Genomic DNA, 21,948 nt, shown 5'->3' with positions numbered 1-21,948 from the left:
ATTGAGCTTTTTAGTTTCAAATAATCTAGTACAGGGCACTCATCCCCCCCTTTTAGCCGTTTGTATAAAAGGGTGTATTATACCCATTAAAAAATGAGAGGTTTATGATGCCATTCTAACCACTTTTAGTTCATGAAAAACAAATACTTAAAGGGCGCTCATTTATCTGAGCGTAAATTTAAGGAGATACTACGGCTATTTGCCGAGGATCTCACGGCTACTCAGATTGCCAGCATAAGTGGAGTAAGCCGGGTCACTGTTAACAGTTATCTTAAGAAAATCAGACAACAGATAGCCCGGCATTGTGAATCTTTATTGCCAACCGACCCCTTACGTTCAACTACTAATGAACGGAAAGCAGTCCCAGCCACTCAAGACTCCGACTCCCCACTTCCCGTAAAAACAGGTGTAAGCAGGAATATCAAACCCGTCGTCTTTGGTATTTACCGTGCATCTGATCGTCTGCACACTGAGATTTTGCCCGATGTAAGCCGTTCTATGATTCATTCTGTAGTCAGGAGTAACCGATCCATATTGGAAACCCAGAGTGCAGCTGACAAGATCAGGCGGTTCAGTAACGTAGCTGATCTGGGACAATACAGGCTTTACAATCTGGAAAATGAAGGAACCAGTAATGGCTCCGATGATGTAGATGCATTCTGGGGGCTCACCAAGCATCGCCTGGCCAAATTCAAGGGTCTTAACCGCAGCACGGTATATCTCCACCTGAAGGAATGTGAATTCCGGTACAACAACAGGAATGAGGATATCTATGAAACGCTGTTGGAACTGTTAAAGACACAGCCGCTAAGTCTGTCCTGAAAAGACAGCAAAAATTCCGGGGAGGAGCGATGCCAGCCTTTATTTGAGGGCCGGTTGGGGGGTGCATATGTGGAATGCTAATCAGTTTTTCCCTTTCAACTATTATCAGAACGTACATTTTTATTTAAATCTGGTTTAACCCGGATTTAGATTTTGGTTGATGAGCGCGCAGGCGATAGTCTTATCGCTTGCCTTTATTATTTTTTTTATAATATGACAATAATCAAGATAAGTTGTTAAGGTTTTCAAACATTATTTTGACAATCTTTTAAGACTTAACTTACACTAGTAGTACCATTAAACCCCCTATAATAGTATATTCTTACATTTTCATGACAAATCTCTTTGTGATAACATGAAAATTGTATGTATGTTTTAACATTTTATTAACGATCTTGCCGACCGTTAATAATAATAATAAAGTAACATTTACAACAACAGAAATCTAAGCCAGAATCAAAAAACGTGGTGAAAAGTAGCTGCTGAGACGAAAATGTATTGTGCATACAACCCAACATTATCTCGCGAAGTGCTTACTGAACAAAAACTTGAGAACTGAATTTTGGTGCCCCGATATATTACATGTCAACATGTGGTGTATGGGTTATTTTATTGGTTTTGCTTATAGATAATCTAACAAAGAGTTTATTATTATTGACGTTACACTGAATTAGGGGTCGCTTGTATTTTATTTAGACAGCATTGACAGTAACGGGGGAACGATTGTGAAGATGTTAAAATGAACAAGGGAATTACCTGCTTGCTTATGAGTTAATACTGCTTTGTTATACGCTGTAAATGGCGTGGGAGAGGTTTTGCTTTTTTTCTATTGAATATTGCTTATGAGGAATACTGATATAATTGTTAACAAGTTCATTTTATCAAATCAATTATCTTTTATGAAGAAAGGATTACTCCTATGGCTGTTCGTGGCCATGAGCGTGTTACACACGTTCGCACAAACACGAACAATTACGGGAAAGGTAACTGATACCAAAGACGGGTCTCCCTTACCCGGCGTGTCAGTTATAGTGAAGGGAACTACCAAAGGTACTGTGACCGGTGCTGATGGTAGCTACGCAATTGAAGCAGCTGCAAAAGATGCGTTGTTATTCTCCTTCATAGGATATGTTAACCAGGAAAAAGCCGTAGGCGGTGCAACAAATATCTCCGTTGCTCTTGGTACTGATAATAAGCAATTAAACGAGGTTGTGGTAACCGCATTGGGTGTATCTAAAGAAAAGAAATCCCTCGGTTACAGCGTTCAGAAAATCGGTTCTGACGAGCTGATTAACTCTAACGAACACAACGTAATTCAGGCCCTGGCTTCCAAAGCTGCTGGTGTGCAGGTAATTGGTTCCGGTGGTACTCCGGGTGCTTCCACCAAAATCATCATCCGTGGTAACTCTACTTTCAACCTGGACAACCAGCCACTGATTGTAATTGATGGTGTGCCTATGGATAACAGCACAAACTCTACTGCTGCAAGAAACTATCCTTACAACTCTAACCTGCAGGGGGTTAATAACTCTAACCGTGCGTTGGATATCAACCCTGATGATATCGCCAGTGTAACTGTACTGAAAGGTCCTGCTGCTGCTGCCCTGTATGGTGCAAACGCTGCTTCCGGTGCGATCATCTATACTACTAAAAGAGGTCGTTCTGGTGCTACCAGAGTAACCTATAGTTTCAATGCGGGTTTCGATAAAGTAAGCAAACTGCCTGAGGAGCAAAAAATTTATAGCCAGGGTCCTGTTGGTGCTACACCAGTATATGATCCAGGTGGTACCGGCAACAGCTCTCCATATAGCTGGGGGCCTGCTGTTAGCTCTGTAAGCGGTGCAAAAATTTATAATAACACGGATGAATTCTTCAAAACTGCTACAAACTTTACGCATGATTTATCTGTAATAGGCGGTAATGAGAATACTTCCTTCCGTTTGTCTTTGAACCGTGTAGACCAGAACGGTATTGTTCCGACTACTGATCTGCAGAGAACTACCTTCCGTATCAACGCGGACTCTAAAATCTCCGAGAGGCTGACAATGGGTGTTTCTGCTTCTTATGTACTGACTGAAGGTACAAAAGCGCAGAATGGTTCTAATACCACAGGTGTAATGCTCCCACTGATGAGAGCTCCTATCTCCTGGAACCTCGCTGACTACAAAAATGCAGATGGTTCCAGCAAGAACTATTATAATGCATACGACAACCCATACTGGAGTCTGTATAACAACCCTTATAAAGATAAAACTGACCGCTTCTACGGTAACGTGAATACAACCTTCAAGATCCTTGACTGGTTATCACTGACTAACCGTAAAGGTGTTGATATGTATACTCAGTTCAGCAAACAGATCTTCGCAATCGGATCAAACGCTGTGAGCGACTATCTGGGTCAGATTGAAGAAAACACTTTCACCAGCAGAGATCTTTACTCTGATTTGATTCTGAGTGGTCATAAGACTTTCGCAGATAAACTCGATGTAACTGCAAACCTGGGTGGTAACATTTTCCAGCAGCAAGGTCAGAATGATTATGCAAAAGGTACTCAGCTGTCTATTCCTAATTATTACAACCTGAATAACGCTTCTACGCTGTACGCTGATAACTCTACTACTATCAAGAGAACATCTGCACTGTATTATGATCTGGAATTTGGTTATAGAAACCAGTTCTTCCTGACTACTACAGGTCGTAACGAGTGGTCTTCTACTTTCGGTCAATCCAAGAATAACTTCTTCTATCCTTCAGTAAGTGGTAGCTGGGTATTCTCTGAGATCGTACCTGCTAATAATGTAATCACATACGGTAAAGTTCGTGCTGCTATCGCCGCTGGTGGTAAGAGCCCTAGCGTTTACTCCACTAACACTGTTTATACTACTCCTAGCTTTGCAGATGGTTTTACCGATGGTAACTCCTTCCCTTTCAAAGGTCAGAACGGTATGAGCCTGAGCAACACGCTGGGTAATAAAGGTCTGAAACCAGAAAGAAGTGTGGAAAAAGAACTCGGTTTGGATTTCAAATTATTCTCCCGTGTGAATGTGGAACTGACTTATTACAATAAGACTTCCAGCGACATCCTCGTTTACAGACCAATTGCTGGTTCTTCCGGCTTCCAGTACATCCTGGATAACGCTGGTAAGATGCAGAACAAGGGTATAGAAGTATTAGCATCTGCTGATGTGCTGAAGCTGAAAGACTTCACCTGGAATGTGCAGGTAAACTTCGCAAGGAACAAGAACACTGTATTGGCACTGGCTGAAGGTGTTACTGAAAATAGTGTTGAATCTGCCTTCGCTTCTATCGGCTCTTATGCTATCGTAGGTCAGCCTTATGGCGCGCTGTATGGTTCTAAATGGGCACGTAACGATGCGGGTCAGGTCGTAATCAATGCTACTACCGGTTTGCCTACTATTGCTGCTGCAAGCGGTAACCTTGGTAATCCATTCCCGGATTGGACTGGTGGTGCAAGAACTACTTTCACTTACAAAAACTTTACCCTGTCTGCCCTGCTGGATGTAAGACATGGTGGTAAGATCTGGAATGGTACCTATGCCAGGATGAATAATCTGGGTAGAACTAAAGAATCTGCAGATCGTGAAAGAACTTATGTAGTTCCTGGTGTGGTATTAGGTGCTGACGGTAAATACACTGAAAACACCAAAACAGTTACTGCACAGCAATACTACCGTATATATAAAGGTGATGCAGCTGGTTCCGCAGTTGAAAACTCTGTTGAAAATGGATCATGGGTTCGTCTGCGTGAGCTGAACCTGGGTTATAAATACAGCTTTGCTAAATCAAGCCCGGTTAAATCTGTAGAACTGAGTCTGACTGGTCGTAACCTGTGGTTACATACCAAGTACAAAGGTGTTGATCCTGAAACCAGCTTAACTGGTGCCGGCTCTAACCTGACTGGTTTTGATTACTTCAACAACCCGGGTACTAAAACTTATGCAGTTGGCGTGAGAGTTGGATTCTAAGGTGCATTAAAAGGTATTATTGAAAATAATAACAACGACTAAGTCATGAAAAAAGTCTTAATATTTTTAGCATTACCGCTGTTATTCATGGCGGAAAGCTGCTCAAAGTTTACAGAAGGTTATGGTGATAGCCCTAATAACCCAACAATAGCGACTCCGCCATTGATTCTTTCATCAGCAGAACTGGGTCTTTACGCTTCTTATACAGGTACCCTGGCAAGAATCTCCGCTATCCTGACTCAACAAGCTGGTGGTGTACAGGCGCAAATGCTTGAAATCGATCAGTACCAGCTGCTGAATACAGCTTATACTAACGACTGGAATAACCTCTATAACAACGTAGTTCAGCCTGCAAATGACCTGATCCAAAATTATGGAGCTACCAACCAGCAGTATGCTGCTGTTATGAAAATTATGAAGGTAATGGCACTGGGTGTTGCTACTGACATTTGGGGAGATGTACCTGCTTCCGAAGCTGGTCTGGGTAACATCACCGGCAATCAGACGCCAAAATTTGATTCACAGGAAAGCATCTATGCTTACCTTCAGACCCTCCTGAGCGAAGCAATTACTACGCTCGATGCTGCTGATGGTACTAATAACTATACTATCGGTTCCGATGACTTCATTTTTAATGGTGATCTGAAAAAATGGAAGAACACTGCTTACATGCTGAAAGCTCGTTTCGCTAACCGTTTGAGCAAAGGTGATGCAACCGGTTCTGCAACAACCACACTGGGCTTCCTCGCTAATGTAACTAACGCAGGTGATGCAATGGCTAATTACGGTACTGTAACAGCCGAAATGAACCAATGGAATGCATTTAACGCAGATAGAAAGAACTACATCAAAGCAGGTAAATTCCTGGTTGATTTGATGCAGACTGACGCCGATCCTCGTTTGCCATACTATGCAACAGCAACAACTGGTGGTACTTATGTAGGTGCGGCTCCTTCTTCTGAAAACATTGCTGCTTCTAACATAGGCTCTTACATTGCCGGTGCGGGTGCTCCAATTCCTTTGGTTACATACACTGAAGCACTGTTCACTAAGGCAGATGCTAACCTTCGTTTGGGTAAAACCAGCGAAGCTGCTGCTAACTACAATGAAGCGGTAATTCGTGCGGTAACTCAGGTAACCGGTTCCGCTCCTTCTGCTACCTATATTGCTGCTCACGCTTCTGCTACAGCTGCTACTATTACACAGGAAATGATCGCAACCCAGAAATATATCGCTCTGTTCACTCAGATCGAAGCATGGGCTGAATGGCGCAGAACTGGCTATCCAGTGCTGACTCCAAACCCAAACAACGTAACTGGAACTAGCGCAATTCCAAGAAGACTGCCTACTGAAAATAATGAACTGCTTTACAACAAAGCAAACGCTATCAACGTAACAGACATCTTCGCGAAAGTTTGGTGGGACGCTTTGTAATCCTTTCAATTCTTCATATCAAAAAGGGCGTGTATCTTATGATGCACGCCCTTTTTTTTCTGAAAAAGGTTTTCATTACCGTTGGTGAATTTCGTCTTTCATGAATGTTTTTATTCTTAATTGTCACACTATTTTTTTATATTAGTACAGGTTAATAATCCAAACTCAAAATAGCAAACGAACCAAAATCTGAACACAACGACCCAACAACCAAAATGTATTTGTAGCCATCATTGTGCCCTGTGCCTTGCAGCCCCTCATGCATGCATGTAGCCATCTCACATTGATTATTTAAAAACAAAAATCCCTTATGAGAACATCTTTACTCCTATGGCTATTGCTAGCCATCAGCGTGGTATCCACGCATGCCCAAACCCGTACCCTCAAAGGAAAGGTTACCGATGCCCACGATGGTCAGCCCGTTCCTCTCGCCACCATCAGAATTGCAGGCACTAACAAAGGAACTACCACCGATCAGCAGGGAAACTTCCTGATCAGTGTTGAATCCGGACAATCTGTGCAAATTTCTTCTGTCGGCTATCAAACCGTGTCAATCGCAGTAAAAGATCAGACAACATTATCGGTTAAATTGGGTGCGGACCAAAACGTATTGAACGAGTATATCGCTACCGGGTACACGAACACTAACAGGCGAACCCGAACCAGCGCCGTCGGCGAAGTCACCGCAGAAGACATGGAAAACAAAAACTATGTCGACATTAATCAGGCATTACAGGGCCAGACGCCGGGCGTTTTTGTCGGCGCTAACTCAGGTATGCCCGGCGCCATCCAAAATGTCAGAATCAGGGGCGTAGGCTCTATTAGTGCCGGTTCCTCTCCGCTCTATGTCGTGGATGGTACCATCATCGATGGCAGAGACATTAACGCCTTCGGTACACTGGGCGTACAAAGTAATGACCTGCTGGCCAACATAAACCCCAACGACGTGGAGAGCATCACCATCCTCAAAGACGCCGCAGCTACCGCACTCTATGGTTCCAGAGGTGCCAATGGGGTGATCGTAATCACTACCAAAAAAGGTAAATCAGGTGTTTCCACTATAGGATTGAACGCCCAGTATGGTAAAACACAAATGACCAGGGGCCATGCCGCCTTAATGACCCCTGCCGAAGCCCTGGCTTACGACAGAGACCTGCTCGCCCTCAATGGCTATTCACAGGCAGCTATTGACGACCAATTCCCTATGTCCCTGCTCGACCATGCCTTTGACTGGGGTAAAGCAGGCTGGCGCAAAGGTACCAACCAGGTACTTGGTCTCACAGGTTCCGGCGGTACGGAAAAAGCAAAATACTATGCCTCCGGCGGTTATGAAAAAGTAGATGGCCCCATGATCGGTACCGGCATGAAACGTTACTCTGTCATGTCAAATGTTTCCGCGAAAGTAACAGACCGGATAGACCTGGCCCTGAACCTGAATCTCTCCTACACCGACTTCAATACTTCAGGTGGTGGTAACTTCTATTCCAGCCCTATTTTAGGTGCTTACTTTGTTTCTCCTTTCCAGAGTCCTTACAAGCCGGATGGAAGCATGTATACAGGCAATGAACCTGAATTTGATGCTGCCTCCAGTAACAACTTCCTGTACTCTTACACACGCAATACAAATAAGCTGAATAACTTCAGGGGCCTGGGAGGTTTGACCGTATCCTATACCTTTACCGACTGGCTCAAGATCTCCGAAAAGGTAAATATGGACCTGGTAACCGGCTATGCTAATTTGTTCACTGATCCCACCACCCATGACGGCGCCAATGTGAGTGAACCCCTGAAAAGCGGAGACATTTTGAATCAGCTGGTGCGCAATACCACACTCACTAATCAGCTCTCCGCTTCCGGCACTATTCCGCTTGCAAAAGATCATTCGCTCAATTATATCGCATTGATGGAATACAACCGCTTTAATAATATCAGCTTTAGTGCAGAAGGAATCGGCCTTGTATCCGGCAAACTAAAAGCGCTGGACGTAGCCGCCACGCCACAGGATGTAGGTGGTAACGGTACTGACTATACTTTTGTATCATACTTAGGTCAGTTGAATTATAATTTCAAAAGTCGCTATACCCTCAATGTAACTTATCGTAAGGATGGTTCTTCCCGCTTTGGTGTGAATAAACGCTTTGGTAATTTCTATTCTGTAGGTGCCAGCTGGGTGCTGATAGACGAACCTTTTATGCAGCAACAGAAAGTCCTCTCCGACCTGCGTTTGCGCGGTAGCTATGGACTTACCGGGAATGCGGATTTCGACAACTTTGTAGCGACAGCATTGTATGCCTACAATACTTCTTACAATGGAGCGCCGGGTAATGCCCCCAGCACTATCGGAAATAAAGACCTGACCTGGGAAAAGAACAAAGCATCCAATATCGGTTTAGAAGCAGCTGTACTGGACAACAGGATCAAGCTGACATTCGATGTATACAAACGCATCACTTACGGCTTGCTGATGAATACCCCGGTATCTTCTACCAGTGGTTTCACGCAGCAGCAAGCCAATGTAGGCAGGGTACAGAACAAAGGGATCGAAGCTATGCTGACCACCACCAACGTAAAAACCGGAGGCTTTGAATGGCAGACCGAAGTCAACTTCTCACTGAACAGAAATAAGATACTGGAATTGTATGGTGGTCAGGACATCACCGGAAGTCTTTCTATACAGCGTGTGGGTAACCACATTGCCAGCTGGTATATGTACAGATGGGCAGGTGTAGACCCTGCAAACGGCGACCCCTTATGGTTAACCGTTGATGATAAAACAACTAACAAAATCGGTGCTGCAAACAAAGTAATATCCGGTAATGCAGAACCGCGTTATATTGGCTCACTCACTAACCGTCTCACCTATAAAGGCATCGGATTATCATTCATGTTTTATGGTGTGACAGGTAATAAAGTATTAAATCAGACCAGGATACTATCTGATGCAGATGGCGCTTATTTTGGATATAATTATAGCAAACAGCAGGGGCAGAATTACTGGCGTAAACCAGGCGATAATGCAGAAAGACCTTTGCCCAAAATAGGGGGTAACAAAAATGCAAATTCTGCTACATCAACAAGGTTCCTGGAGAATGGTAAGTTCCTCCGTTTAAGAGATATAACCCTCAGTTACAACCTGCCCCCGCGCTTACTGAAACATGCTAAGATTGCGAAAGCCTACATATTTGCTACAGGCACGAATTTAATTACATGGACCGGCTATACCGGCTGGGATCCTGAACAGGATATTTCTGCGAATGAATTCTTCAGATTCCCTCCTTCAAAAACTGTTAGCCTGGGCTTAAATGTAAACTTCTAAACTGCTGAAAACATGAGAAACTATATTATCTATATATTCCTGCTACTATCCTTTACTGCATGTAATGACAAGCTTACACTTGCGCCGGCAGTATCGCTACCTACTGAAGATGCACTCACCAGTATCGCTGGTGTTAAGGCCGGTATCAGTGGAATGTACGCAGGCATGCGAAGTGTCAATTATTATGGTCGCAATTTCCTGGTAATACCTGAAATAGCTGCAGATAATGTATACCTGTCTGCAACCAACAGTAACCGCTTTGGGTCATCTTTTCGTATTACCTGGCTCACAGCCGATGCGGATATTACCAGCTTCTGGAATCAGGCATATACAGTTATTCTGAGAGCGAATAATATCATCAACAATGTGCCCTTATTAAAAGATGGTACAGAAAAAGAAAAGAACGATGCATTAGGTCAGGCTTTATTTGTAAGAGCACTTGTTCATTTTGATCTTCTGCGCACCTTTTCCCAGCCTTATGCAATAGCTGGCGGTAGCGCAATGGGAATCCCTTACATGACCAAATTCGAAGTTGGTTCACCTGCCAGAAATACACAGGATGAAGTGTATACACAGCTCATCAAAGATCTCACACAGGCAAAGTCATTGTTGGCAAAAGATGCCGCTAACCCGTATAATGCGAACGCATATGCGGCATCTGCATTGCTTGCAAGAGTATATCTCTACAAGGGTGACAATGCAAACGCTGTAACAGAAGCCAGCACTGTGATTAGTGCCGGTAGTTATACGATAGTTGCAGCATCTGATCTGCCTGATTTTTACAACGTATCAGGTACTAAAGAAGAGATCTTTACACTCAAAGTACTGGCTGTCGAAACATTAGGTTCTGATGATGTGGGTAAGATCTACCTGAAGCCTGGTTACGGAGACATCCGTGTATCACCTGATCTCGTAAAATTATTTGATACTAACGATGCCCGCTATCAATCATTTATCAAGCCTTTCACCGGAAGTGCGAAAGAATATGAAAATGAAAAGTACTATGGACAGGATGGCATTTTCGGGCTGTACAGCCCGAAGATCCTGCGTATTTCAGAGCAATACCTGATACGCGCAGAAGCCAATGCAAAACTGGGTAATTATGCGGTGGCACTGCAAGATTTGAATGCTATTCGTGCGAACAGAACACAAGCAAACCTGGTGAATATTCCTGATGCAGATGTGCTTGCAAATGTGTTACTGGAGAGGAGAAAGGAAATGATGTTCGAAGGGCATCGTTACTTTGATCTGCTGAGGAACAAACTGGATATTGTGCGGAATTTTTGTGGAGATCCACTGGAGCTAAATACGCCCAGTTGTACATATGCGGCTACCTCCCCAACCGTAATACCACCGATCCCTCAGCGGGAAATAGATGTTAACAAAAGCATCGTGCAGAACAAGGGCTATTAGTTAATTCTTTTCAGCTGGCCGTAGGCCGCTATATCTAAATAAAAAAGCTTTTGCCGTCAGGCAAAAGCTTTTTTATTTGAAAATGGTTTTCATTACCGTTGGTGAATGCCCTTTTTCATGAATGTTTTATTTGGATATAGCATTCAAAATTATTTAATCACTTCCGCCAGTTTCGCTTCTAATGCCTCTCCTCTTAATCCAATTCCCAGTATCTTGCCAGATGGATCCAGCAACAAATTTGTCGGAATAGAATTAATACCATACAAAGGCACGACCGCACTCTCCCAGAACTTAAGATCACTTACCTGTGTCCATGTCAGGCCATCCTTCTGAATCGCTTCTAACCATGCCTCTTTCTTCTTGTCCAGGGAAACGCCTAACACAGTAAAGTTTTTATCTTTATAAGCATTATACGCTTTCACTACATTGGGGTTCTCCATCCGGCAAGGCTGACACCAGCTAGCCCAGAAATCGACCAGTACAAACTTACCCTTTAAAGAACTCAGGCTGATCATCTTGCCGGTAGGATCTGGCAATGAGAAATCAGGAGCTACCTGACCCACCTGCAGCGCAGTCATATTCGCATCAACTTCACCAGCAGCCTGTTTCAACATCTGCTCCAGTTTACCGGTTAAACCCACCACGAGCGTGTTAGTAGGGAAATGACTCTTTACTTCAGCAATCTCTTTTCCACTGCCCATTAAAGATTGTGGATTGATCATGCTCAGTGCAAACGCAGCTACAGCAGGGTTCTTGGAAGTAGTAGCTGTATGCATAACAAAATCAGTTACTTCTTTTTCTTTTGCCTGCAATGCTGTTGTTTTTACCTGTATAGCACTGTCACCAACACCGCTTTTTGTCATACTGTCCAGTGCCATGCTTTCTTCAGTCAGCATACGGCTCCTGGAACTGACATCATTGAGTAACTGTTGCAGTTCTGAAGAAGCTTCTGAATTTTCAAATTTCACCAGTTCCAGGTTATTCAGATCACCTGTTACAGACATTGTACCAGCATCCAGTGCCAGCAGAATAAAACGTTGCTGATCTTCGCCAAAACGGATCCGGTAAAGCCCCTGTTCTGGCAGCATCCCTTTCAGGGTGAATTTACCACTGGCATCTTTCAGTGTCACGGAGTCTACTATTTTCAGTGTATCCATAGACAGTTCTTCCAGTATCACAGTACCCAGCGGTGCATTATCTATTTTTGCATTGATCACAAAATCCCCTTTCTCGGTCTGCTGGTGACAACCTGCCAGTACAAAACCGAAGGCTATCGCCCATAATGCTAATTTCTTCATATAGATCTTTGTTATTTTAGTTTTTCAGCCAGCAGCTGGTTAGTGAGTTTTGGATCGGCTTTACCTTTGGATGCTTTCATCACTTCGCCCACAAACAGGGCCATCAGACCTTTCTTCCCTTTCCGGAATTCTGCTACCTTATCAGGGTATTTATTTAACACCTCATCGATGATGGGGGAAATATTATCGGCATTATTATCCTGCAACAGGTTGAGACGGGTGGCGATGTCCAGGGGCGCAGTTGCCGGTGCCTGCAGTAGTTCCGGGAAGATGCGGGAAGATGCAATGGAGAAGTTCACCTTGCCATCTTCTACCAGCTGAATCAGGGCAGCGAGTGCCTTTGCCGGCAGTGGAAAAGCAGCCATGTCAATACCCTTGTCATTGAGGGTAGACTTCACTGGGCCCAGCAGCCAGTTGGCCACCGCCTTGTGTTTTGGAATCATGCTCACTACCTGTTCAAAGTAGTCAGCAGTGGCCTTGTCATCGCAAACCACGCGGGCATCGTAATCAGAGAGCCCGTATTGCTTCTCATACTTTTGCACCAGTGCATCCGGCAGTTCAGGCAGGGAGGCCCGGATACCATCCAGGAATTCGTCGGTAAATGAGAAAGGGGCCAGGTCTGGTTCCGGGAAGTAACGGTAATCGTTTGCCTCTTCCTTGGAGCGCAGCGAAAAGGACGTTCCGTTGCCAGCATCAAAGCTGCGGGTTTCCTGCATAATCGTGCCGCCGGTTTCTACCAGGGTGATCTGGCGTTTTATTTCTCCCTCTACCGCTCGTTTTACGTTGCGGATAGAGTTCAGGTTCTTCACTTCTACTTTGGTTCCGAGTTTGGTTTCGCCTTTCAGTCGGATGGAGATGTTGGCATCACAGCGCATGCTACCTTCTTCCATATTACCATCGCACACATCTACCCAGCGTACCAGGCGGCGGAGCACCGTGAGGAACGCATATACCTCATCGCTGCTATGCAGATCCGGTTCTGTCACTATTTCCAGCAGGGGTACACCGGCACGGTTATAATCTACCATGGTAAAGGCAGGATCCTGGTCGTGCATAGATTTACCAGCATCTTCCTCCATGTGGATACGATTCAGCTGAATAGCCCTTTCGCCATCGGCGGTAGGAATGACTACCCGGCCCCCCACACAGATAGGAGCAGTATGTTGCGATACCTGATAGCCTTTTGGCAGGTCAGGATAGAAATAATTCTTACGGGCAAAAAAGTTCTCTTTTTCAATACGGCATTCGCATGCCAGCCCCAGCCGGATGGCGTATTCCACCGCCCGCTTATTCAGTTTGGGCAGGGTGCCGGGATGCCCCAGTGTAATAGGGCTGATATGTGTATTGGGAGCGCCTCCGAAAGCAGCACTGTCACCACAGAATAGTTTGCTCTCTGTTTGCAGTTGGGCGTGTACCTCAAGGCCTATCACTACCTCATATTTGTCAAAATCGATGCTTGCGCTCATATTAATAGTATGCTGTGAACGCAAATATAAAAAATGGCGGGTAGAAAGGCTATCATTTTGAATTTAATTAAGCCGGCCGCATATCCTTGCCAAACTCTCCGGGCCGGATTTTATAGAGAAAAGGAACCTTTTGAAACTGAATATTGAATTTTAACAAAATTTTATTAAACTTGCATCATCAAACGTTTAACCTGTATTTCCACTTCATAACCACTTGCTACATCATTTGGCCTATATTCTTCTGATGCACCACTAAGATTTAACCTTTTCCTGTTAGAAGCGGTCAAGCACTGTGTGTAGCGATTTTCGACCCTGGGACTTACCATTTAACCACTATTTATCCCTATTTCCTGAATTAGGGGTTGAGGCCTTTTTAGTAACTTTCAAGCATGAGCATTGAAAATACTTATCAGGCACAACAGGCTTTTTTTGTCTCCGGCGCTACATTACCGTATGCTTATCGCCGGAAGCAGCTCAAACTGCTAAAAAAGGTCGTAAAGCGCTATGAGCGTCGTATAATGGCTGCCTTGCATGCCGATTTACACAAGCCTCCAATGGAAGCCTTCGGCAGCGAGGTGGGGCTGGTGTACGGTGAAATCAAATACTGCCTGCACAACCTGAAGCGCTGGATGCGCCCGGAGCCTGTAAGCAGCCCCTTCATGCTCTATCCTTCCCAAAGTAAAATTCACCGTGCTCCCCTGGGCCAGACCCTTATCATCGGCCCCTGGAATTATCCTTTCAGCCTGGTTATCACACCCCTGATAGGTGCTATTGCCGGCGGTAACTGTGCCATCCTGAAACCCTCAGAACTGGCACCACATACTGCCGCCGTAATTGCAAACCTGGTACACGAAACCTTTGCACCTGCCTATGTCACCGTAATAGACGGCGAGGGTAGCGAAGTCATACCCGCATTGATGCAACACCGCTTCGATCATGTTTTCTTTACCGGTAGTACAAGTGTGGGAAAGAAAATACTGGAAATGGCTGCCCCTCACCTCACCCCAGTCACCCTGGAACTGGGGGGCAAATCACCCTGCGTGGTAGATGACAAGGTGGACATCCAGGTAGCTGCCCAAAGAATTATCTGGGGTAAATATTTTAATGCCGGCCAAACCTGCATTGCGCCTGATTATGTACTTGTACACGCCAAAGTAAAAGAAGCGCTGATCGCGGCCATGAAGAAGGCCATTACCAGCTATTATGGCGACAATCCGGCAGCCAGTAAAGACTATGCCCGCATCATCAACAAAAAACGATTCGATACACTCAATAGCTATCTCTCCAAAGGTACCATCCTGCATGGTGGAGATACAGATGCCGCTAACCTTTATATCGGCCCTACCCTCATTGAAAACGCGGCGATCGACGACGAAATATTCGGCCCCATCCTGCCTATCATGACTTACGAACACCTGGGCGACGCCATTCAGTATATCAAACAACACCCTGCCCCCCTCTCCCTCTATGTATTCACAAAGAGAAGCAGCACGGAAAAAACACTCATAGAACAATTGAGTTTCGGAGGAGCCTGTGTAAACAATACATTAGGGCATTACACCAATGTAGAACTGCCCTTTGGTGGCGTGGGCTATAGCGGTATGGGGCAATACCATGGCAAATACAATTTCCTGACTTTTACACATGCCAAAGCGGTGATGAAAACCGGCACCTGGCTGGATGTAAAATTGAAATACCCGCCTTATCGCGGACTGGGGTTGCTAAAAAGATTCATGAAATAATACCTGAAAAGGTAATGGATGTAAATGTAAAAAGAGGTTGCCTCCACTCCTGGAGACATCCTCTTTTTACTAAAGGCGTTTCTATATGCTTGCCCTATAAATCCGCTTTATGTAATTTCTTAGGTACTTTCACCTGTAAGATCTGTGATTTTCCATCTCTCTTCACCTGTACATCCACGGTACCCTTGCTTTTATTTTCCCTGTAGGCATTGGTCACATCGCGGGTAGAACTGATGTTGGTTCCTGCCAGGGAAGTGATAATATCCTTAGGCTTGAAACCTGCTTTTTCTGCAGCGGAACCTGGCGCCACAGCCAGCACGACCGCTCCGTTTCCTTCTTCAGTATCCTGTACAGAGAGACCCAGTTTCACATCATTTTCACCACGATCTCCCCAGCTAAAATTGCGGGGGCCACGGCGTTCCTCATCTCCATCATCTCCACGGAAGTCAAAACCACCACCATTGGGCGGCACCATACGGAAGAAATTTTCCGGTCCGTCATTATTGTCATCACGGCCACCCCTGAAACCAAATTCAGGTTGTTTCCTTTCGTCCAGTGTCACGGAAACAGTGCTTTCTTTCTTATCACGCAGGTAAGTGATCGTTACTTTGTCTCCCGGTTCATGTGCACCTATTTTTTCAAACAGGGTCTTTGGTTCATCGATCTTATCAGCGTCTACTTTGGTGATCACATCACCCACTTTCAAGCCTGCTTTGGCCGCAGGACTTTCTTTGGATACCTCTTTCACAGTAGCACCCGCAGCTTCTTTCTTTTCAGTCAGCACGCCCAGCAGTGCTCTGCCGGGGCGAATGTTGTTGTCAGGGCCTTCGTTGAAGAACTGCATGCCACGGTGTTGCGGCATGTTAAAGTTGAAATTGTTGCCATCCATCGGGCGGATCTTTCGGCGGTATACAGAGATATCGCCATCCTTGTATGATTCCAGTTTTTCGCCATCTACCAGCACATTACCATCCTTGATTTCAACAGTTACTTTTCCGTCCTTATCGCTGTTTCTTTTAATAATGATTTCGTCATATTCACCCAGTTTATCGCCCCTGGGAGCTGGCTCCTGTGCGTAAGCCATGCTAAAAGCGAGGCAGGTAAAACCCGCTAACGCGAATTTTTGTAAGAGCTTTTTCATGTGTATATGTTTTTCAGGAACAAATTTAGAGGGAGGAGATATAAAGGAAAAGTTAAAATCGACAAGGGGGAAATGAAAAGCGCCCTCTGGTCGGAGGGCGCTATAGAGAAGATTCTTAAAGTATTGCTTTGACTGCTGCGATCACCTGGTCCAGCTTGTCAGTCTCCTGACCACCGGCAGATGCGAAGGATTTTTGCCCCCCGCCACCACCTTTGATGAGGCCGGAGATTTTCTCCTTGATAATTTTGGGTGCTTCCAGTCCTTTTTCAGCAACCAGGTTATCAGCGATCATTACCGCTACGTTAGCCTTACCGCTTACATTCGCTGCGAAGACGAAAACGTAGTCAGTCAGTTCTGTTTTCAGCTGGAAGCAGAGCTGTTTCAGGGCATCGGCACTGTTCACGCTCACCACGCTACCTATAAAGTTGATACCGTTTACTTTCTCTGCTTTCTGCAGCAGACCGGCTGCGAGTTGTTTTACTTTCTCCTGTTCCAGCACTTCCAGTTGCTTTTCCAGACCTGCTTTATCAGCGATCAGGGTATCAACCGCTTTCACCAGCTCTTTTGGATTTTTCAGGGCTGCTTTTATTTCTTTCAGCTGTTGCAGCTGCTCATTTACATAAGCCAGTGCATGAGTACCGGTCACCCCTTCTATACGGCGTACACCTGCAGCTACAGCGCCTTCGGAGAGGAATTTGAAGAGACCCAGTTCGCCGGTGCTACCAATGTGGGTACCACCACAGAACTCTACAGAGTAGTTTGGATCCATGATCACCACGCGAACAATGTCGCCATACTTTTCGCCGAACAGGGCCATTGCGCCCAGTTTCATGGCTTCTTCCTTCGGCAGTTCCTGTATTACAACAGGTATGTTCGCACGGATCTTTTCGTTCACGATATCTTCGATCTGTGCCAGTTCTTCGTCGGTCACTTTTGCAAAGTGAGAGAAGTCGAAACGCAGGGCTTCCGGGTTTACCAGGGAACCTTTCTGCGCTACGTGTGTACCCAATACCCGGCGCAGGGCTGCATGCAGGAGGTGGGTCGCAGAGTGGTTCAGGGTCGTCTGCTGGCGTTTATCTTTATTGATAATTGCGGTTACAGTCGTATTGATAGTAGCAGGCAGCTTGTCAGTAAAGTGAACGATCAGGTCGTTTTCCTTTTTGGTGTCGGTTACGCTGATCTTTTCACCGTTAAAATCCAGGGTACCGGTATCACCTACCTGGCCACCACTTTCAGCATAGAAAGGAGTCTGGCTCAACACCAGCTGGTATTGTTCCTTGCCTTTGGCTTTGATCTTACGGTATTTAGTCACTTTGGTCTGGGTAGTATCCAGGCTGTAACCTACGAAGGTGGTACCACTTTCTTCAAGGATGGTCCAGTCTCCCATATCCAGTTCAGTAGCAGCGCGGGAGCGATCTTTTTGCTCCTTCATTGCCGCTTCAAAACCTTTTTCATCCACGCTATAGCCTCTTTCAGAAGCTATCAAGTTAGTCAGATCAAAAGGGAAACCATAAGTATCCAGGAGTTCGAAAGCCGTTTTACCATCAATGGATTTGGTGGCATTATTTGCAACCATGATATCTTCAATACGGCGGATCCCGCTATCCAGCGTACGGAGGAAGTTGTTTTCCTCTTCGAAGATCACTTTCTTCACGAAGTCCACCTGCTTTTGCAGCTCGGGGAATACGGTTTCAAACTGCTGAGCCAGTACAGGTACCAGTTCATGCAGCAATGGCTTTTTATAATCCAGGTAAGTGAAGTAATACCTTACGGCTCTGCGCAGAATGCGGCGAATTACATAACCAGCACCGGTGTTGGATGGCAGCTGATCGTCAGCAATGGTAAAGCAGATAGCGCGGATATGGTCTGCCAGCACACGGAAGGTGACATCCTTTTTGCTATCAGTAGCCTCGTATTTAGCACCGGTCAGTTGCTCGATAAAGGCGATAGTGCCGGAAAATACGTCTGTATCATAGTTGGAGAATTTTCCCTGGATCACGCGTACCAGGCGTTCAAAGCCCATACCTGTATCCACGTGCTTAGCTGGCAGAGGCTCCAGGCTCTTGTCTTTCAGGCGGTTAAACTGCATGAACACGTTGTTCCAGATCTCGATCACCTGTGGATTGTCTTTGTTCACCAGGGTAGCGCCATCCACCAGCTTCCTTTCTTCGTCCGGGCGGCAGTCTACGTGAATTTCGGAACAGGGGCCACATGGACCGGTATCGCCCATTTCCCAGAAATTGTCTTTTTTATTACCCAGCAGGATCCTGTCTTCTGAAATATGTTTTTTCCAGAAGTCGTAGGCTTCCTGGTCTTTAGCCAGGTTTTCTTTCTTATCGCCTTCAAACACAGTCACATACAAACGGTCTTTCGGCAGTTTATACACTTCTGTGAGCAGTTCCCAGCTCCATGCGATAGCTTCTTCCTTGAAGTAGTCACCAAAGCTCCAGTTGCCTAACATTTCGAACATGGTATGGTGGTAGGTGTCGATACCTACTTCCTCCAGGTCATTGTGTTTGCCGCTTACGCGCAGGCACTTCTGCGTATCCGCGACCCTTGACCAGGCAGGAGTCTGGTTACCCAGGAAGTAATCCTTGAACTGGTTCATTCCTGCGTTGGTAAACAGCAGGGTGGGGTCGTTCTTAACCACGATAGGAGCTGAAGGGACTACATGGTGCCCTTTGGATTTAAAAAACTCCAGGAATTGCCGGCGAATCTCGGAAGCAGTCATAAGTATTTGAAAAAATTAGTATGTATTATAATTTTGTGTCACCTAAATGGCTTTAATTTGTATTTTAAGCCAACTAGTGGTGTTTAGAAAATTGACACTCAAAAGATTGCCCTTTTAGTCTAATTCCCTTAGGTTTGCACACCCTGACGCATGAGCGAAAGGAGTGCAAAAATATTGAAAAAGTCAGAATGGCGAAGAATTACTGAAAAGCCGCACCCAACTTCATCTTCATTGTCTGAATAGCCCTCCAGGAACAATTTACTACTGCTGTTAAAGCATAAGCCCGGCACATGAAGAAGGTAAAATACTTTTATAATACTCAGACGCTCAAATACGAAAAACTCGTAGTAACACTGCGCGTCAAGGTATTACGGATACTAGGATTTGTCTCAGCCGCCATTGTCACAGGATTTATTTTTCTATCCATATCTTATAGAGTCTTGGATTCCCCCAAAGAGAAAAATCTGCGTCGTGATCTGGAAGTGATGACCGAAAAATACGAAGAAATGCAAGGCCGCATGAAGGAAGTAAAATCCCAGCTGGCCGAACTGGAACACCGCGACAACGAAATTTATCGCGTCATATTCGAAGCTTCCCCCATCCCGGATAGTACCCGGGCAGGCAATATGGCCAAAGAAGAAGAGCTTACCCAGATGGCCTCCTTCTCCAGCAGCGAAATTATTGCCAGTACAGGATCTTTACTCCAGGAATTAGTGCATCGCATTGGTATTCAGGCTAAATCTTACGAAAAGATCGATGACCTGGTCAAGAATAAGCAGAAAATGCTCGCTTCTATCCCGGCCATTCAGCCGGTGTCCAACAAAGACCTGAAGCGTATCGCCTCCGGTTTCGGTTATCGTATCGATCCCATTTACAAAACTGTAAAGTACCACTCCGGGCTTGACTTTGCCGCCCCTGCCGGCACCCCCATCTACGCTACCGGCGATGGTGTGGTCGAAGACGCCAGCATGAGCGACGTAGGATATGGTAACCACGTAGTGGTGAATCACGGCTATGGTTACAAAACCCGCTACGGTCACATGTTCAGGATAAAAGTAAAAACAGGTACCGCCGTAAAACGTGGCGACGTACTTGGGTGGGTAGGAAGTACAGGTAAGTCTACAGGCCCCCACTGCCACTACGAAGTGGAAAAGAATGGGGAAAAGGTAGATCCTGTGTACTTCTTCTTCAACGACCTTTCTCCGGAAGAATTTGACAGAATGCTGAAGATAGCAAGGTCCGGCAACCAGTCATTCGACTAATAAACACATAGATAGTTATTAATAAATCCGCTCCGGTCTTCAGGCCGGGCGGATTTATTATATAGGGTAACTACCCGGAATTTTGTAATTTGGTATTCATAAATGGATATGATGCAACAGCTGGATCTATTTTCTAACCTGGAACCCAAAAAACCAGACCCTGCAACCCCTCCAGTTCCTGAAAAGGAACTCCTTTCCACAAAGGAGCCTCTTCCCGATAAGGAGCCGGAACCGGAGCAGCAACAGAAACCAGTTGTGGAGCGACCTAAGATGACAGAGACTAACGACTTACCAAACATACCCAGCAGGATTCAGGTACAGCTGCCTCCTGATATACCACCACCTTTGGCGGTATCCAGCCAGTCTGTGACCGCATCCCAGCCTCCCCAGAAGAAACGGGGACGCAAATCGCTGAAAGAAGTGTCCGACGACCCTGACCTGATCAAAACATTGGAATCAGTGCCACTGGACAAACAATACTACTCCATTAGCGAAGTAGCCACGATGTTCAAAGTAAATACATCGCTGATACGCTATTGGGAAAACGAATTCGATATACTCCAACCCAAAAAGAATAGAAAAGGCGATCGCCTGTTCCGCCAGGAAGATATCCAACATCTCAAACTGATCTATCATCTTTTGCGTGAGCGTAAGTACACTATCGAAGGTGCGAAGCAAAAGTTGAAAGAAGATCGTAAATTGGCAGCCCGTAATTTTGAAATGGTACAGGCTTTGCTGAAAGTAAAGGGATTTTTAACTGAACTGAAGGAACAATTATAAAAAAAAGTTATGCGATTGAAATTATTACTCATGGGGGCGTGTCTCCTGCTCGCCACCACATTATCTTATGCACAATCCACAGCATCTAATGGAAGGAAGATCCTGAAAGGTAAGATTGAAATGAAAACCCTGATGAACGATAGCGCTATGGCATGGTTCTACGCTGGTGTAAACAAATATCAGCCAAACGACAGAATGCTTGCTTACATCAAGGATAATCGTGGCAAATTCACTGTAGTAGCAGTAGTAGGTACCTTCGACGATGAAAGCCGTCGCCTCTTACCTGCCCTCTATAAGATCATGATCCTCGCCGGTAGCCCTGATGAACAGATCATCACTTATGGTGCTGACGAAAAACAGCAAACAGGTGCACAGGTAGGTTACCAGACTAAAAAACTGCCTACTTTCATCGTGGTGCGCGATGGTAAGGAACTGGGCCGCATCTCCGGAGATCTGGAAGATTCCCTGGAAGGTGATATCGCCAAGATCCTGCTGAAAGCAAACAGAAAAGATAAAGATTGATATAGACTAAACTAATAAAAAAGCCGCTTCAGGAT

The 21,948-nt window shown here is 45.3% G+C and carries 13 protein-coding genes; 9 read left to right on the top strand and 4 right to left on the bottom strand.

The window, feature by feature from the left end; all coding sequences use genetic code 11:
* The first annotated feature begins 132 nt into the window (after nt 1–132).
* The 5 genes from U0033_RS20115 to U0033_RS20095 all read left to right on the top strand — a co-directional run bounded on the left by U0033_RS20115 (nt 133) and on the right by U0033_RS20095 (nt 10,971).
* Complete coding sequence (locus U0033_RS20115; protein WP_072358493.1) at nt 133–822, top strand: LuxR C-terminal-related transcriptional regulator; 690 nt, start codon at nt 133–135, stop codon at nt 820–822.
* Nucleotides 823–1,721: 899 nt separating this feature from the next.
* Nucleotides 1,722–4,808, top strand: coding sequence for a SusC/RagA family TonB-linked outer membrane protein (locus U0033_RS20110; protein ID WP_177318563.1), 3,087 nt, complete (start codon nt 1,722–1,724; stop codon nt 4,806–4,808).
* Between the two features lie 45 nt (nt 4,809–4,853).
* Nucleotides 4,854–6,242 (top strand): SusD/RagB family nutrient-binding outer membrane lipoprotein, encoded by a 1,389-nt coding sequence (locus U0033_RS20105; RefSeq protein ID WP_072358489.1) that lies wholly within the window; start codon nt 4,854–4,856, stop codon nt 6,240–6,242.
* A 310-nt stretch (nt 6,243–6,552) separates the two neighbouring features.
* Nucleotides 6,553–9,558, top strand: a complete 3,006-nt coding sequence (locus U0033_RS20100; RefSeq protein ID WP_083571409.1) for a SusC/RagA family TonB-linked outer membrane protein — start codon at nt 6,553–6,555, stop codon at nt 9,556–9,558.
* Nucleotides 9,559–9,570: 12 nt separating this feature from the next.
* A complete protein-coding gene (locus U0033_RS20095; protein ID WP_072358485.1) occupies nt 9,571–10,971 on the top strand; it encodes a RagB/SusD family nutrient uptake outer membrane protein in 1,401 nt (466 codons plus the stop codon).
* A 149-nt stretch (nt 10,972–11,120) separates the two neighbouring features.
* On the opposite strand, the gene U0033_RS20090 is transcribed toward U0033_RS20095, so the two are convergent.
* Together U0033_RS20090 and gatB are read right to left on the bottom strand one after the other, a co-directional pair.
* Nucleotides 11,121–12,269, bottom strand: coding sequence for a TlpA disulfide reductase family protein (locus tag U0033_RS20090; protein WP_072358483.1), 1,149 nt, complete (start codon nt 12,267–12,269; stop codon nt 11,121–11,123).
* 11 nt (nt 12,270–12,280) lie between these two features.
* On the bottom strand, nt 12,281–13,735 hold the full coding sequence (gatB, locus tag U0033_RS20085; protein WP_072358481.1) for an Asp-tRNA(Asn)/Glu-tRNA(Gln) amidotransferase subunit GatB: 1,455 nt from the start codon (nt 13,733–13,735) through the stop codon (nt 12,281–12,283).
* A gap of 389 nt (nt 13,736–14,124) precedes the next feature.
* Here gatB and U0033_RS20080 point away from each other — a divergent pair, with 389 nt between their 5' ends.
* The gene (locus U0033_RS20080) at nt 14,125–15,477 is read left to right on the top strand and encodes an aldehyde dehydrogenase (RefSeq protein WP_072358479.1); all 1,353 of its coding nucleotides are present in this window, start codon (nt 14,125–14,127) and stop codon (nt 15,475–15,477) included.
* A gap of 94 nt (nt 15,478–15,571) precedes the next feature.
* Here the strand turns inward: U0033_RS20080 and U0033_RS20075 are convergent, their stop codons facing one another.
* On the bottom strand, nt 15,572–16,618 hold the full coding sequence (locus U0033_RS20075; protein ID WP_072358478.1) for a PDZ domain-containing protein: 1,047 nt from the start codon (nt 16,616–16,618) through the stop codon (nt 15,572–15,574).
* A 115-nt stretch (nt 16,619–16,733) separates the two neighbouring features.
* Entirely contained in the window at nt 16,734–19,349 is a 2,616-nt protein-coding gene (alaS, locus tag U0033_RS20070) for an alanine--tRNA ligase (RefSeq protein ID WP_072358476.1), read from the bottom strand.
* 290 nt (nt 19,350–19,639) lie between these two features.
* Here alaS and U0033_RS20065 point away from each other — a divergent pair, with 290 nt between their 5' ends.
* From U0033_RS20065 to U0033_RS20055, 3 genes are all read left to right on the top strand, one after another.
* Nucleotides 19,640–20,611: a M23 family metallopeptidase gene (locus U0033_RS20065; protein WP_072358474.1), complete on the top strand. Its 972-nt coding sequence runs from the start codon at nt 19,640–19,642 to the stop codon at nt 20,609–20,611.
* Between the two features lie 102 nt (nt 20,612–20,713).
* Entirely contained in the window at nt 20,714–21,391 is a 678-nt protein-coding gene (locus tag U0033_RS20060; protein ID WP_245801729.1) for a MerR family transcriptional regulator, read from the top strand.
* A 9-nt stretch (nt 21,392–21,400) separates the two neighbouring features.
* Nucleotides 21,401–21,913, top strand: coding sequence for a thioredoxin domain-containing protein (locus U0033_RS20055; RefSeq protein ID WP_143150653.1), 513 nt, complete (start codon nt 21,401–21,403; stop codon nt 21,911–21,913).
* The last annotated feature ends 35 nt before the right edge of the window (nt 21,914–21,948 follow it).

This window comes from Chitinophaga sancti, from assembly GCF_034424315.1.
GTDB classification, from domain to species: domain Bacteria; phylum Bacteroidota; class Bacteroidia; order Chitinophagales; family Chitinophagaceae; genus Chitinophaga; species Chitinophaga sancti.
Note: the sequence above shows the minus strand (reverse complement) of the source record. Positions and strands in the feature narration are given on the sequence as shown.

What these genes read in the sequence shown, in the direction of transcription:
- U0033_RS20115 (WP_072358493.1), top strand. Translation starts at nt 133, where the DNA reads ATGAAAAACAAATACTTAAAGGGCGCTCATTTATCTGAGCGTAAATTT.
- U0033_RS20100 (WP_083571409.1), top strand. Translation starts at nt 6,553, where the DNA reads ATGAGAACATCTTTACTCCTATGGCTATTGCTAGCCATCAGCGTGGTA.
- U0033_RS20105 (WP_072358489.1), top strand. Translation starts at nt 4,854, where the DNA reads ATGAAAAAAGTCTTAATATTTTTAGCATTACCGCTGTTATTCATGGCG.
- U0033_RS20075 (WP_072358478.1), bottom strand. Translation starts at nt 16,618, where the DNA reads ATGAAAAAGCTCTTACAAAAATTCGCGTTAGCGGGTTTTACCTGCCTC.
- U0033_RS20065 (WP_072358474.1), top strand. Translation starts at nt 19,640, where the DNA reads ATGAAGAAGGTAAAATACTTTTATAATACTCAGACGCTCAAATACGAA.
- U0033_RS20110 (WP_177318563.1), top strand. Translation starts at nt 1,722, where the DNA reads ATGAAGAAAGGATTACTCCTATGGCTGTTCGTGGCCATGAGCGTGTTA.
- U0033_RS20055 (WP_143150653.1), top strand. Translation starts at nt 21,401, where the DNA reads ATGCGATTGAAATTATTACTCATGGGGGCGTGTCTCCTGCTCGCCACC.
- gatB (WP_072358481.1), bottom strand. Translation starts at nt 13,735, where the DNA reads ATGAGCGCAAGCATCGATTTTGACAAATATGAGGTAGTGATAGGCCTT.
- U0033_RS20080 (WP_072358479.1), top strand. Translation starts at nt 14,125, where the DNA reads ATGAGCATTGAAAATACTTATCAGGCACAACAGGCTTTTTTTGTCTCC.
- U0033_RS20095 (WP_072358485.1), top strand. Translation starts at nt 9,571, where the DNA reads ATGAGAAACTATATTATCTATATATTCCTGCTACTATCCTTTACTGCA.
- alaS (WP_072358476.1), bottom strand. Translation starts at nt 19,349, where the DNA reads ATGACTGCTTCCGAGATTCGCCGGCAATTCCTGGAGTTTTTTAAATCC.
- U0033_RS20060 (WP_245801729.1), top strand. Translation starts at nt 20,714, where the DNA reads ATGGATATGATGCAACAGCTGGATCTATTTTCTAACCTGGAACCCAAA.
- U0033_RS20090 (WP_072358483.1), bottom strand. Translation starts at nt 12,269, where the DNA reads ATGAAGAAATTAGCATTATGGGCGATAGCCTTCGGTTTTGTACTGGCA.